General features: G+C 37.6%; 10 protein-coding genes. 6 read left to right on the top strand and 4 right to left on the bottom strand.

The genetic code is table 11. The features are described from left to right. Positions 1 to 270: 270 nt before the first annotated feature. Positions 271 to 687, top strand: a complete 417-nt coding sequence (locus M2419_RS10845; protein ID WP_259254983.1) for a hypothetical protein — start codon at positions 271 to 273, stop codon at positions 685 to 687. 120 nt (positions 688 to 807) lie between these two features. Here M2419_RS10845 and M2419_RS10840 read toward each other — a convergent pair whose 3' ends face one another. Then, positions 808 to 1,185: a hypothetical protein gene (locus M2419_RS10840; RefSeq protein ID WP_259254982.1), complete on the bottom strand. Its 378-nt coding sequence runs from the start codon at positions 1,183 to 1,185 to the stop codon at positions 808 to 810. A 72-nt stretch (positions 1,186 to 1,257) separates the two neighbouring features. Between M2419_RS10840 and M2419_RS10835 the strand changes: the two genes are divergently transcribed. Continuing rightward, complete coding sequence (locus M2419_RS10835) at positions 1,258 to 2,103, top strand: LytTR family DNA-binding domain-containing protein (protein ID WP_259254981.1); 846 nt, start codon at positions 1,258 to 1,260, stop codon at positions 2,101 to 2,103. On the opposite strand, the gene M2419_RS10830 is transcribed toward M2419_RS10835, so the two are convergent. From M2419_RS10830 to M2419_RS10820, 3 genes are all read right to left on the bottom strand, one after another. Beyond that, positions 2,104 to 2,313 carry a DUF6965 family protein gene (locus tag M2419_RS10830; RefSeq protein ID WP_259254980.1) on the bottom strand — a complete coding sequence of 70 codons (210 nt, stop codon included), beginning with the start codon at positions 2,311 to 2,313 and terminating at the stop codon, positions 2,104 to 2,106. Between the two features lie 401 nt (positions 2,314 to 2,714). Beyond that, the gene (locus tag M2419_RS10825) at positions 2,715 to 3,908 is read right to left on the bottom strand and encodes an FAD-dependent monooxygenase (RefSeq protein WP_259254979.1); all 1,194 of its coding nucleotides are present in this window, start codon (positions 3,906 to 3,908) and stop codon (positions 2,715 to 2,717) included. A 505-nt stretch (positions 3,909 to 4,413) separates the two neighbouring features. Then, complete coding sequence (locus M2419_RS10820) at positions 4,414 to 5,220, bottom strand: helix-turn-helix transcriptional regulator (protein WP_259254978.1); 807 nt, start codon at positions 5,218 to 5,220, stop codon at positions 4,414 to 4,416. 75 nt (positions 5,221 to 5,295) lie between these two features. Here M2419_RS10820 and dinB point away from each other — a divergent pair, with 75 nt between their 5' ends. From dinB to M2419_RS10800, 4 genes are all read left to right on the top strand, one after another. Continuing rightward, entirely contained in the window at positions 5,296 to 6,474 is a 1,179-nt protein-coding gene (dinB, locus tag M2419_RS10815; RefSeq protein WP_259254977.1) for a DNA polymerase IV, read from the top strand. Further along, positions 6,452 to 9,391 (top strand): DNA polymerase III subunit alpha, encoded by a 2,940-nt coding sequence (dnaE, locus tag M2419_RS10810; protein ID WP_259254976.1) that lies wholly within the window; start codon positions 6,452 to 6,454, stop codon positions 9,389 to 9,391. Before dinB ends, dnaE begins: the two co-directional genes overlap by 23 nt. A gap of 70 nt (positions 9,392 to 9,461) precedes the next feature. Next, complete coding sequence (locus tag M2419_RS10805) at positions 9,462 to 10,520, top strand: PIN domain-containing protein (RefSeq protein ID WP_259254975.1); 1,059 nt, start codon at positions 9,462 to 9,464, stop codon at positions 10,518 to 10,520. 5 nt (positions 10,521 to 10,525) lie between these two features. Next, the gene (locus M2419_RS10800) at positions 10,526 to 14,407 is read left to right on the top strand and encodes a hypothetical protein (protein WP_259254974.1); all 3,882 of its coding nucleotides are present in this window, start codon (positions 10,526 to 10,528) and stop codon (positions 14,405 to 14,407) included. Positions 14,408 to 14,412 lie beyond the last annotated feature (5 nt).

The following is a 14,412-nucleotide window of genomic DNA, read 5'->3' as shown; positions in this document are numbered from 1 at the left end:
GGGCAGGTGGTGCATTCAATAAGTATGAATCAAATATAAAAATTTAAATATTAACTGTAGTGATGTAATTGTAAAAACATGTATAATATGTGCAAAAGCTTAAAGAACAAGCACCATAGTTTATGATCGAAAAAAAGTAATATTGCTTTTGAATATAATTAAATCATCTTTATTATTAGCAATTAGCATAATCCGGTGTATATCCCATTTAAACTTCTGAAAAAAGAGCATTTAGAAGAACTTGCCCGATCAACAATTACATACCTGGTAATGCAATATTTTAATTGGCCAGGATTGGGAACAATACAAGTAGCTATGTTGCATCCCTATAAAGAGTATCTGCTGGCTGAAATGCATCTGATTCAGATGCCGCAAGGAAGTTGTATTTTATATTCACTACCAGACGACAAACGATCTATTGAATCACTGTTGGAAAGTAAGGAACATCTAATTTTTTTAAACGAATTAATTGAAGACGGCTGGCAGAATAAATTGGCCCGCTTATATTATCCAAAAATTAAAAGATCCATAATTGACAGGCAGCTGTTCCCAATGCTCAATAACATTGAAGACATTGAAGTGAGTTTTCAACTGGAGCTTGGGCAACTTTCAATAGTATTGAATGATGAACATACCATCCATAAAGAACCATTTTACGATTTTGTAGCGGGGAAGCTGAAGAAATAGAAAACGGAAAAATACTTAGGCCAAATTAATTGGGCATGGGAAAAATATTCAATTCTGTTCTAGTTCAATGGAATATATTTCTACTTCCAATACATTTAAGGCCGGTTAACCGGCCTTAAATCATAAGAGTTTGAATGCAATTGTTGTCTGGATAGATCCGGTCATCTTTTTTGTTGCATTATCGTACCTTAACTCCCCAATCATGTTCTCTCTCAACTCTTTGGCCCGACGAGGTTCCGGATTATTAGGGATTGTTGGAAAGGTTATTGGTCCCCGTGTGACCAATGCAGAGGCAAAAGCATAGCCCCAAAATTTAACAACTTCAATTGGAGCTGTTGTGATATACTCTATTTCACTAGGAGTAAGGTCGAACTTGTCCTGCATCCAGGACACAAAGTCCGAAGAGACTTGATCCGTTTGCAAAATGAGTTCCGCGTTGGTAAGTGCGTAGAGGCCCGCAGTAACTTCTGCAACCCCGGCTGGTGTAAGTTTTGGCATAATTGATATATTAAATAAGTTAATAATACAATTATTATGCCTTTGGCAATTTGTTTGCTTAGGGTATAACCTATGACTAACGAAGCAACAATTTTAGACCGCTTTTTATTTCGTTTAATTGCAGTATTGGTAGCCTCTTTATATGTTTCAGAACTCGGCAGTATACATAGCATCTTTGAACGTCTCCTAACCAAAGCCTTTTATTATGAGTTCGGTGTTACGCTAATTATAGGCCTAACAGTTTCTGAACTGATTTATCGGATCAATGATTTATTGAGCCGAAAGTATCCTCTCCATGATCATACTGCAATGAGAATCCTACTTCAGATCGTTTTTGGATTGGTGATACCAGCAATTGCAGTTTTCCTAATGGCTGCCTTTTATTTCGGTGTTAATGGAATAAATATTTTTAAAACAGATTATCTGGTATTTGTTTTCCCCTTGGTAATTATCTTATTGATCCTATTGAATCTTTTGTATATTCTAGTTCCATATTTTGTACATGCTTATCGGCTGCAAAAAGAAAGTAAGCTAAGAATGGATTTGACAAGCTTATCATCCGCTTTAAATACGGGAGGAAATGTAATAAAGGTGCTTGATGGCGCAAGTGTGCTTCATATAGATGGAAATGAAATACAGCTTGCCTATATCGTGGAAGGGAAGGTCCTGGTTAAAATGCTTGATAAGGGGGAGTTACTTACAGATTATACTCTGGATGAATTGGAAAGCATGCTACCAGCTCAACAATTTTTCAGAATTAACCGAAAACTTATAGCCTCTAAAGATTCTTGCATTAGTTATAAAGCGTGTAGCTACGGTAAATTGGAGGTTGAAATAATACCGGTGCCCCCAGTGCCTGCAATTGTCAGCCAACTAAAAGCAAAGGTGTTTAAGGAATGGATAGGCAGTAATGCTTAATTACTGTATAGGGGAATGGAGCAGATCATAAAGTTTCAATAATCTCGACCAGGCAGGGCACTGGTCCAGGCTGTTTGAAGTATTTTCAATTGTTGCAAACTGAGTGGAAATAAAGTTTTTAACGTTGAGTATTTTAACACCTGGAGTTAACTGGAGCGTTTCAGGAAGGTGGATACTTTCAAAGTATTTCTTTAATTCGTTTGGAGCCATATGACCGAGATTAGGTGAAGTCAACAGCTAAATAGAATGATGAAGGTTGTGGTGCAAATGTACTGATCAATTGTTATTCACAATGCGTTAAATATATCCATTGCCTATTACTTCTATATTTGCCCAGGTTTAAAATTGAGCTATAAAAGAGTTTAAAAGGACATGCAGGCATGTCCTTCTTTAGTTTTACTCAGAGGATGCAGTGGTGCAAATATTTTAGTTAACCATTTTATAGGTGGTTTCTTGAGTTAAGAGCATGTTTCATCAAAAGTAAGCTTATCTTAAAGATAACCAGATATTTAAGTTTAAAATTCGCATAATTGTTGTTATGCTGTTTTAAGTTTAATTATATAAAATAAGATATATCATATCGTCAAAAAAGCAAGTGTACCTTTCGCAGTTTATGTATAATTGGGCAATTTAATTTTTTCCTTTTTCGGTTTCTTTTCTTTACCACTCAGTAGTTTCGAAATATTTCTTATCATCTTGCTGGATACGAAAGCAATAGCAGTATTGAAAATTGTGATACCCAGCTTTGTTTTAGGATGCGCAACCCAAGGAACTCCAGGAGGCAGATTTTGAATATCTTCTACATAGGGGCGCAATAATTTTTCATAAGCAGCAAAAGCATCTATGTGATCTTTGTGCCTTGATAATTCACCTGCTAAAATATAGGCTCCAATGATGGAAAGACTTGCTCCCATTCCTGTCATTGGAGTGGGGCAATAGGCTGCATCCCCAACAATAGCACATCGTCCTTTAGTCCATCTTGGAGCTTTTACCTGGCTGATCCCATCAAGATAAACGTCTTTGCTTTCTTCCAGTGCGGCCAGGATTCGGGGTGCTTGCCAACCGGCATCTGTGAATTTTTGTTTCAATATTTCTTTCTGCTGTGCCAAAGGAAGTTTTTCATATCCGTTGTCGGGTGAGAGAAAGGAAAACGAGGCCCTGGTAGTTCCTTCATTATCAGGTCTGGTGTTAATGACCCTAGACCCAGGAGCATTGTACCAATAAGCCCATTTAGTATCTGATTCGATACGGGGAATAGTCAGGTAGGAACAATAGACGCCTATATATTTGATCACTGGTTCTTCGCCGAACATCAACGTACGAGTTGTAGAGCGAATACCATCTGCTGCAATTACAAGGTCAAAGGAGCGTTGAGGATTATTTTTGAAAATTACCGTAACCTGGTCTTCATGTTCATTTAATGATGTGATCTGGTCACCAAAAATATATTCAACATTATCTTTGGTTGCGTCGTACAGGATTTTGGCAAGATCACCACGCAGTATTTCCAATTCTGCCGTACCAAAACCGGAATCCCCTTTTGGAAAGACTCCTTTTATACGGTCATGTGCATCAACAAATCGAACACCTAATTCACCGGTATTAGCCTCCATTATTTTATCTTCCAATCCCATCAACCTTACGATTTTCTGGGCGCCATCCCTGACATCTATATTTTGACCACCGAGCCTTAATTCATCTGCGCGTTCAATAATTGTAACTTTAAAACCAAAGCGATGTAGCCAAAATGCAAGGGTTGGGCCTGCGATGCTGGCGCCAGATATTAGGACGGTTCTATTAGTCATTGTTTGATATTAAATGAAAGTATTCAAATTTGATTTGAATTGATTAACCTTTGATGTGCCAATATAAACGAGATAGGGTTAAATTCGTTTAAAAATACCAGTTTTAATCAATGTTGGAAGTAATATCAGTAATAATAAAATAAAAAACTGGTAAATACTTTTATATACAATTCAATTTCAAAAGGTTTTTTGCCTTTCTATTGTCTATCTTTAAATTTGATCAATAATGTGCTTTCCATCCAAAACTCGGCCATGGCTGATCAATATAACATAGGCATCATTATCGATGTTATACTATACCGGCATTCAAATAGATCGGTTGATAGAAAAATAAATGACACAAGGCTCAAGATGAACGGTTTATATAGCAGCTCTCTGCGGGTAGGCATAGCGGGAACAGACTTTTGTCTATAAAGTTGGATACCTGGTCAGGGATTTGGTGAAAGAAATGAATTCTACTAACCCAAAATAGTATAAAAGCCACATATTTATTGTGGCTTTTATTTTAATGGTCATCTTTCGCAGTAATCTTTGCTTCAAGCTTTTCCAGCTTTGATAAAATAATTTGGAGATCTGCAGGCATTTCAGGTACAGAAGCAGTCGAATAAGAGTGGTATTCCCATATTTCAAAAATATCCTCGAATCCAATTTCAAAGGGTGCGAATTGTGCATTCCAGGATTTGCATTGCACCGTTCCCGAATCAGTAATCGTTATATCTTTAAATACGATATCCTGCCCTTTTGATACAACAATAGCCAATGTATTTGGTTTAATCGTATTCCAGTCCGCTATGAAACGTCCTGTTACATCCATCGCTTCGGGAAATGGATACATAGAATCCCCTTCAATGGGAAACGTTCTGTAAGTGCCGAATTTCGGAAGATTTGGATGGTAGTATTTTGGTAATTCAGCAATGAAATCTGTATCTGCATATCCACCTGCAGCATAGCCTGCCTTCCCCTTGATTGGTACATACTCTATATTCTCGTTATTATGCTGGTCAACAGTTATCGCCAGCACACGGATATTGCCTCCCTTGATGTAGATATCATCCCCATTTTCCAGTTCCCTAAGTTTCAGCTCTCCAATTTTCGCCAGATCAATTTGTAGTAATGTGTCGATGCTCAGCCGATGAAACCTGGATAACTTCAAATATTCATCCATACTGGGAGATTTCGTCTTCCCATTTTCAAGGTTAGTATATTTTATTCTATGAATCCCTAAGGCTACAGAAACCTGTTCCTGAGTAAGTTTTCTACGTTCGCGCAAGAATCTCAAATTAGAGAAAAAATATATTTTTTGCGTATTCATTTCTACATGTTTATATTATGAACATGAAAATTGTTCAGATTATGAACAAAGCTAGTAAAAAAATATTGTAAAATTATGGATAGGCATATTGTTCACTGTGATTTGGATACATTTTTTGTATCTGTAGAACGGTTGCTCAATTCTGAGTTGATGGGCAAACCGGTTTTAATTGGGGGAAGTGGTGATCGGGGAGTGGTGGCTTCCTGTTCATACGAGGCCCGGCGCTATGGCGTGCATTCCGCCATGCCCATGCGGCTAGCCCGTCAGCTATGTCCCGAAGCTATCCTGGTGCGGGGAGATTATGACCAGTACAGTAAGTACTCGAATATGGTCACCGAAATTATTGAGGAAGTTGCACCGGTTGTAGAAAAGGCGAGTATTGATGAACATTACTTGGATATTTCCGGGATGGACAAGTTCTTCGGTTGCTGGAAGTGGACCCAGGAACTGCGGGGTAAGATCATAAAAGAAACCGGCCTGCCGATCAGCTTCGGTCTGTCCGTAAACAAAACCGTTTCCAAGATCGCTACTGGAGAGGCAAAACCCTGCGGGGAAAAGAAAGTGGACACCGGGGTAGAAAAGTCTTTTCTGGCACCATTGTCTATCCGTAAAATACCGATGGTAGGGGAAAAGTCCTATACAATCCTACGAAATATGGGTATATCCCAAATTTATACCCTGCAGGAAATGGAAGTCTTTACCATGCGGAAAGTCCTGGGCGAAAATGGCGTATCGATCTGGAACAAAGCTAATGGTCTTGATAAAAGTCCTGTGGTAACGTTCCGGGAACAGAAGTCCATGAGCAAGGAAACCACTTTCGAGGCCGATACCACCGATATGGAACGCCTCAGGAAAACCCTGGTTTCCATGGTAGATCAGCTGGCTTATGAATTACGAAAGGATGGCAAGCTCACCGGGTGTATCACATTAAAGATCCGCTATTCTAATTTTGATACCCACACCCAACAGGTAAAGGTATCCTATACCAATTCGGATAAACAGATTACCGAAAAGGTGATGGAGCTTTTTAAAAAACTCTACAGCCGCAGGATGCTCATCCGCCTGATCGGGGTAAAGTTCTCTAACCTGATCACCGGTAACTACCAAGTGGATATCTTTAACGATACTATGGAAGAAATACACCTGATGCAGGCAATGGACCACATTCGCAATCGCTTCGGGGTAGAATATATTATGAAAGGCATTTGTTTGGAAGGAAAAGGAGGGAAGCATGCTACTCAATTTGCACAGTAATTATAGCCTTAGATATGGTACAATGAGCCTGGACGACCTGATCGCCGGGATGATGGCCAATGGTCATGATAGTGCCGTACTGACCGATATCAATAATAGTTCTGCATCCATTGACTTCATCCAGAAAGGACGGAAGGCTGGGCTGAATATGCTGGCTGGTATGGAACTGCGCCAGGGTGATGAACTACGGTTTATAGCCATTGCTAAAAATACCGAGGGATTCCGCGAGATCAACGAATACCGTACTCAGGCCAACCAGCATGAACTGCTGATTCCAAACCGAGCACCGGAGTTCCGAAATGTATTTGTCATCTACCCATTCGGTAGTATAGCGGTAAGCCAGCTTCGGGATTATGAGTATATTGGTATACGGCCATCCGAACGTAATCTTATTGTACTGGCACCCAAGAGCAATTATGAGCGCTATGTCATACTCGCACCAGTCAGTTACCAGCCCGCTGATTATAAACTACATTGCCAGCTTCGCGCTATTGACCACAATATCCTGTACTCCCAGCTGGAGAAGAGCCAGGTCGCTCCCAAGGACGAAGTATTTATCACTCGGGTAAAGCTGCTGGAATTGTATCAGCAGTTCCCACAGCTCATTGCCAATACAAACCGGTTGATGGGCCAGTGTTCCTTTGACATGGATTTTAAAAAGATCAAGAATAAGGAAACGTTCACCGGTGCACGGTACAGTGATAAAGAGTTATTGTTGTTATACACCAGGGATGGATTTACCAATCGATATCAAAAGCACGACAAAATAGCACAAGAGCGGATTGCCAAAGAACTGGAGATCATTGAAAACCTGAACTTCTCCAGCTACTTTTTAATCACCAATGATATCTGTCGGTATGCAAAAGGTAGGAACTTTCATTATGTAGGTCGGGGAAGTGGTGCAAACTCCGCGGTCGCCTATTGTCTGGGCATAACCGATGTAGATCCGATAGAGCTAAACCTTCCTTTTGAGCGATTTTTAAATCCGAAAAGACAGTCTCCTCCGGATTTTGATATTGACTTCTCCTGGAATGAACGGGACGATATCTATAAATATATTTTTACGAAATACAAAGGGCCGCATACCGCGCTGATGGGGGCGATGAGCACATTTAAGGGAAGGAGCATCCTTCGGGAACTGGGAAAGATCTATGGCCTGCCCAAAGGAGAAATAGATCGACTGGTGCACGAACCGGCCAATATGCTGAATAAAAATGAGGTGACCAACATGATCCTAAGCGTATTTGGCAGGTTGGAGGATTTTCCCAATCAGCGCACGATCCATGCTTCGGGAGTATTGATCTCTGAGCAGCCCTTAACCTGCTACTCTGCCCTGGACTATCCACCAAAAGGACTGCCCACAGTGCAGTATGATATGTATGTAGCCGAAGAGATCGGGTTCGAGAAGTTCGATATCTTAAGCCAGCGGGGCCTGGGCCATATCAAAGACTGTAGGGAAATAGTGCGGCAAAACACAGGACAGATGATCAGCACAGAAAGTCCCAAGCGGTTTTTTAAAGATCCGAAAATAGCGGAGCAGCTGCGCAGCGCAAAAACTATAGGCTGTTTTTATATCGAGAGCCCTGCCATGCGCCAGCTAATTACTAAGTTAAAGTGCGATGATTACCTGACCCTGGTGGCGGCTTCATCCATTATTCGTCCCGGCGTAGCTTCTTCTGGAATGATGGCAGAATTTATCAAGCGGCATCATGACCCCAGCCTCGTGCAGTATCCACACCCGGTATTTAAAGAACAGTTGGAAGAAACTTATGGAGTAATGGTATACCAGGAAGATGTCATGAAAATTGCCAATGCCTACGGGGGACTGGATATGGCTGATGCCGATGTACTGCGCAGAATGATGTCTGGAAAATACAGGAGCAAGGACCACCTGGTGCTGATCCATGATAAGTATTTTGCCAATTGTAAGGCAAAAGGATACCCAGAGGAAGTGAGCCGGGAAATATGGCGGCAGATGGAAAGCTTTGCGGGCTACAGTTTCAATAAAGCTCACTCAGCCAGCTTTGCAGTGGAAAGCTATCAAAGCCTGTTCTTAAAAACTTACTACCCACTGGAGTTTATGGTTTCCGTGCTCAATAATTACGGGGGCTTTTATAATGCAAAAGTTTATATCAACGAGGCAAAGGTTTCCGGGGCTACTATTTGCCTTCCTTGTGTCAATACCTCTGGTTTCCAGACAACCATTCATGGAAAGGATATCTACTTGGGATTTGACCGGTTGTTGAATATGGAAAATGGACTGGCTAACCGGATCGCGCCGGAACGGGAGCGTAATGGAGATTATACAGGGCTGGAAAATTTTGTGATACGAACCGGGGCGAGCCTGGAGCAGCTCATCATCCTGATACGCGTTGGTGCCTTCCGTTTCCTGGGTGTCGGCAAAAAGGAGCTGCTGTGGGAAGCCCATTTATTGCTCAGCAATGATAAAAAGGAACAGTCCAGGGGGATGGTACTATTCGAATCAATGAGCCGCAAGCCGGTACTACCTAAATTAGTCCATTCTGTACTCGAAGACTACTATGATGAGATCGAACTGATCGGCTTTGTCGTTTCCGGCAGTTCATTTGATCTGGCCAGGTCTGAGTATCGGGGAGAATGCAAAGCAAAGGATTTACTACAATACCTGGGCAGAACAATACGGATTGTAGGTGATTTTGTTACCGATAAAACTGTAAAAACCAAGCATGGCACCTATATGAAATTCGGCACATTCCTGGATTTCGACGGTGACTTCTTCGATACCGTACATTTTCCACCATCCTTAGCTGCCTACCCGCTCCGGGATTGGGGGCTTTATCTTATTGAAGGAAAAGTTGTCGAAGAATTTGGATGCCCGGCCATTGAAGTTTCCAGGTGTGCCAAGATGCCGCTAAAGGCTGATCCGAGGAGTGTTTAGTAAATTAGTTTAAATTGTATAACTTAGAGAGCCATAGAACGTGAATTGAATTCAACTTTAATTTAATAAGATGATTAATTTAATACTTGATACAAATGCATGGATTTATTTAGCTAACGGATATAACCCAGATACAGGTAAATATGATAAAGAAAGCCATTTTGTGATGTTAGAGTGGATAAACAAACATTTGGAAAATAGAAGCTTAACGTTATTCATAAATGAAGTCATTCAGCTAGAATTAGAAAGAAATATAGAATACCTACATGTACAAGTTAAGAATTTGAGTAAACAGATTTCTGATTTAGATAGGGAGTTATATAATAAAAGAAATCAAGAAAATATCAAGGATTTAATGGCTGATGCACTAATTAAGATAAAGCAATTGAGAGCCAGAATCGCAAAAAATACAACTCATATCTTAAAGGTTGAATCGATAATCAAGGCTTCTAAGGTTATTCCAATAACAGAAAAACAAAAAATTACCGTAATTGATTGGGCTCTGAAAAAAATTGCTCCATTTCATAGAAAGCCAAACAGCGTAGGGGACGCTCTTATCTTTTTAAACATTGTAGAATATTTCGACTATGACCCAGAGGCATTTGTTGATGATACCATATTCGTGTCAAATAATACCTCTGACTTTTCAGATGATAAAAATAAAGCAAGATTACATCCAGATCTGCAAACCCTAATTAATAAGAAGCCAATTCAATATAGAACAAATTTGGCATCTGTAATGAATCTTGGCGAGGAAATTATCCGAGAATATAATGATTATATCGAGTATAAAACAAGATCATACTATATCTGTGAAATGGGATGTAAAGGTGTTGAAATGGGTACGGGTGAGGTTTTTATTGACAAGAATTTAAATATTCCACGAAATGACCAATATGAAAGTTATAATCCGAGTCAAACTCGTTTGTTATTTGGCGACGAAAATGATTTAGGACCTGAGGAACTTGAAGCATTAGAGAAGGGCAATTTCAAAAATGTTGAAATAGGCCATTGTGGCTGGTGCAATGCAATACATGTATTTTGTCATTGTGGTGAGGTAAATGCAAGTTATGACGATGAAATATTTTGCGAGTGTGGAGAAGATTATTCCAAATTAATAAAGAATTAATATCGATGAGTGTAACTGAATCAGGACCAGGAGGATATGAATACCAATACATTGGTACTGTTTTTTTTGTTTTACTGTTAATGCAATCTAAGAAGGTTGATGGTGCATTTGTCGAAAAGTTAAACTCTGAAGACTTGTCAATTAGGCTATTAAGTAATGATCGAATCGAATTCCAATTTAAATTAAAGCAAAATGGGTTTCAATTAGATCATTTAGCACGATGTTGTTTAAACTTTAATCCTAGATCAAGCGATATAAATGTTTTCTCGAAACTTTGTAGTGGAGAAGTAACTGAGCTATATATTGTAACAAGCGCGCGCGTAGAAGATAGTGTAAATAAATTAGGTGTTTTAACTGATATTGATTTCAAGCAAACATCATCTAATGTTAAAGAGAAGGATTTAAATGTTTTCCTTGACAGTTTGGAAAATACCTACTCTTCAGAAAGTAAATCTTTAGGGATAAAAAGGGACTCTTTTGTTAAGATCCAAATTCAGGATATTAGAATTAAAAAGACCTTAGGATCTATTATAAGTAAAGTAAAAATAATAGAGTCCGTCAATAAAAACTACTTTAACAACAAATCATCTGAGCTTTTAAGACTTTTAAAGATACCTAGCGATAATCATGATCAAATTATAAGTAAACTTGAATTGGCTGTACGTGAAAATCGGACTAATAATAGAAATATTGTTGAACTTTTTAACGATATTATAGATGATTTTAAAATATCATCATTAAATACTTCAAACGATTATATTCATAGAAACGAAGAGGATAGATTATTTGAAGATATTAAGTCCAATAAAATCATTTTAATTACCGGTGAATCGTTTTGTGGTAAAACACAAGTTGGCTTAAAGATAGGAAAGCTATTTTGTAAAGATCAACATGGTACAAGAAATCACATTACCTCATCAATACTTGAAGCTCAACAGTTTCTTTTGTCATCTAGTCAAGAAAAGAGGCTATGTATTCTTGAAGACCCCTTTGGTCAGGGCGATAAAAATTCCAATATAACTTATGAGAAGTTTGAAGAATTCTTGGCCCATGTTAGAAGCAAATCAGGTAAATATTTGATTGTTACCGCCAATATTAGTTCTTTGGCTAAGGTGTCAAATAACCATATTATCGCTTCTGATTGGATAAATTTGACTGTTTCAGATCGAAAGTTTTTGAAGAAAGTTTGGGGAAATCTAAATACAGAAAATTCCAGTGAATTATTATACAACAAAGTTATTAACCTCATCGAAAAATTTGAAGATCCAAAGGAACTACAACCTGGCAATTTGAAAAATATCGCTCGATTCGGTTCAACTTTAAAAGTTATTAATGAGGATACAATTAAATCTTTGGCATTTAAAAATGCAGGTACTATCTCCGATAAAATTTATTCCATGGGATCTGAAACGAGTTATTTCATGGCATTATTTAGTATTATTTCGTCAGTAAGGTCAGGTCCAACAATGGAAGATTTGATTTATTACTTTTGGGAGGATGACTCTTACTTCCCTGGAATAGTCCAAAAGTTGAAAAAAAGTAGTAAAAGCATTTTAGAATTAGAGGATGATATACCTGAATTTCCTGAATACAAATCTAAAGGAGAGCTTCCACTAGAATATCATTCCGCATTACAGGATTTATTGCTCAAAGACTTTTTAGTGGAGCAAAATGGCGAATTCAAATTTTCACACCCCTTATTTGAACTTGGTGGGAAGCAAGTTTTATTGAAATACTATAATTCATCATTAAGGCGGCCTTCTATTTACAATAAAATCAAAAAAGGAATTGGAAGTTTAAGTGCTATTGTTTCTCAAAATAGCATAATGACTGTTTCCTTACTAGTATCGAATTCTAATGACAATTTCGAAACCATTAAATTGTTAGAAATCGCTGAATGGGCAATTAAATCTACGTTTGTAAATGTAAGGTTTGAAGCTTTCCAATTTTTAATTCTTAACAGTACGGTACCTAATAAAGAAAAACAACAATTCATAATAGACTTAATTCGTGATGGTTTTGTAGATAAAGAGGAAATAGTTTGGCGAAGAAATTCTCCATATTGTCCAGATTTTTCAAAGAAACTTAATGGTGTAGGCATGTACAATCGTTTAAGGAGACAGGAGAAAGGGGAAGAATTATGGATGGCAATATTGAGTAGTGATCGTTTAATGGTGCCTGAAGAAGTTGCTTTGGTAGTTGACTACCTATACAAAAATAGTCGTGGAGTAAAAGCTAGGATTAATCTAGATATCGAAATGCTGTTACCATTTGCGAGGTACAAAGAGTTTTTCATTGTCGAAAAAGCCGCTTATTTATGGTCAGCAAGTTTAACTGATGAGAATTTTTATCAATATAATTATGCATTAGCGGAAGATCGGCCACACATTAAATTTTGGTTGCTAAAGGGTTTAATGAGAGCATGGCCATATTTTCAAGATGTGAAAATTAAGGAATTAATTTTTCATCGACTTTCAGAATACCTTAATGATAAGTACGTTGCTATTCTTGCCTTAGATTTCTTTACACAATTCGGTGCTGGACATACAAACTTCACATTTGATTGGAGAGATGAAATCGAAGAAATAGCAAAAAAAGAAATGTGGAACTTATGGGCAAGATTAGCCGTAAAAGTTTTTAATAATTTACCTCCGATAATTCATATTCATAATGCTCGATTTAGTTCGACCTTAATGGAAAATCATGTTACCGATTTAAAGGCTATTGAAGGTTTAGCTTTTGCATTTCTAAATTGGTTAAAGGTTCATTTTGAAACTAAGAATGACAAAGTGTTCGATACCCATAATTCTTATTCTATATTATCATTCCTTGAATTAAATCTACCAAAGCTAAAAGAAGAAAAATGTATTGAATTGCTGACTTCCCTCTTTCAATTGGATAATATTCTTTTTATTGAAAGGCTGATCATATCGGTAATATATCGCTGGGATATGTATGGAGATTCGGTACATCAGTATTTACTCCATTATTTTAGGGACTTTTCACCACATCAAAAGGCTCTTATATTAACAACAGAAAATTGCCCTGCCGAGTTATTTTTAGAATGGTTAAAATTTGATCTAAATGAATTTGAGTTAGATCAAATTTTTGTAAAGGAATTTCCAACTTTTAATTTGCTTGAACGATGTATTGCAATAAACTATTTTTACCGACCGAAATTAGACCTTGATGATTCTAATAACGCCATTTGGCAAAGGTTTGCAATTCATTGTATCATTGATTCATCCCTTAACCTGCAACTCTATGGGGCATATGTGTATTTTAGAAGTCTTTTTATTTACCGTAATGATTCTGACTGGCCGGCACCAAAAATATTATTGATTGCTTATAATAGGTTGCCTGTTGAACAAAGGCTATTTGTTTTTAGGCTACTTGTATATTTTCTAAATTATGATCCAACAATTGGTAAAGAAACTTTGAAATACTTTATTAAAGATTTAGACGAGGATTTCAGTTTAATGTTATTAGATGAAACTTTTAAAATTTCTGAATTTATTAATAAGTATGATAATTTTGAATTATTTCCTAACGATTTTCGTGAAAGAGTGAATCGAAAATTTAGTACTGAAATTTTGTTATTCTCTTTGATGAAAAGCAGGTTAGTGAATGACGAGGTTGAGTTATGTTTGAATGAAATAATTCAAAATAATGAACTTAAACTGGACCATATAGTGTCCGATTTTGTAAGTTATCTAAATCAAAGGTCAATTTATCCAAAAATTTCAGAAAAGCTAGAATTGATTATAGAGAATATTAGAGATAATAGCTCAAATCAAAAAAAATCTATTGATTTAGAAATTTACGGATTATTTTCACAGTGGATTCCAGATCATTGTAAAGCGTATTTATCCGAAGATTTAAATTGACAGAG

Origin of the sequence: Sphingobacterium sp. BIGb0116, from assembly GCF_024808035.1 — a bacterium.
GTDB lineage: Bacteria > Bacteroidota > Bacteroidia > Sphingobacteriales > Sphingobacteriaceae > Sphingobacterium > Sphingobacterium paramultivorum.
This window is presented reverse-complemented; position numbering and strand designations above follow the sequence as displayed.

What these genes read in the sequence shown, in the direction of transcription:
- M2419_RS10800 (WP_259254974.1), top strand. Translation starts at nt 10,526, where the DNA reads ATGAGTGTAACTGAATCAGGACCAGGAGGATATGAATACCAATACATT.
- M2419_RS10840 (WP_259254982.1), bottom strand. Translation starts at nt 1,185, where the DNA reads ATGCCAAAACTTACACCAGCCGGGGTTGCAGAAGTTACTGCGGGCCTC.
- M2419_RS10825 (WP_259254979.1), bottom strand. Translation starts at nt 3,908, where the DNA reads ATGACTAATAGAACCGTCCTAATATCTGGCGCCAGCATCGCAGGCCCA.
- dnaE (WP_259254976.1), top strand. Translation starts at nt 6,452, where the DNA reads ATGCTACTCAATTTGCACAGTAATTATAGCCTTAGATATGGTACAATG.
- M2419_RS10820 (WP_259254978.1), bottom strand. Translation starts at nt 5,220, where the DNA reads ATGAATACGCAAAAAATATATTTTTTCTCTAATTTGAGATTCTTGCGC.
- M2419_RS10845 (WP_259254983.1), top strand. Translation starts at nt 271, where the DNA reads ATGCAATATTTTAATTGGCCAGGATTGGGAACAATACAAGTAGCTATG.
- M2419_RS10835 (WP_259254981.1), top strand. Translation starts at nt 1,258, where the DNA reads ATGACTAACGAAGCAACAATTTTAGACCGCTTTTTATTTCGTTTAATT.
- M2419_RS10805 (WP_259254975.1), top strand. Translation starts at nt 9,462, where the DNA reads ATGATTAATTTAATACTTGATACAAATGCATGGATTTATTTAGCTAAC.
- M2419_RS10830 (WP_259254980.1), bottom strand. Translation starts at nt 2,313, where the DNA reads ATGGCTCCAAACGAATTAAAGAAATACTTTGAAAGTATCCACCTTCCT.
- dinB (WP_259254977.1), top strand. Translation starts at nt 5,296, where the DNA reads ATGGATAGGCATATTGTTCACTGTGATTTGGATACATTTTTTGTATCT.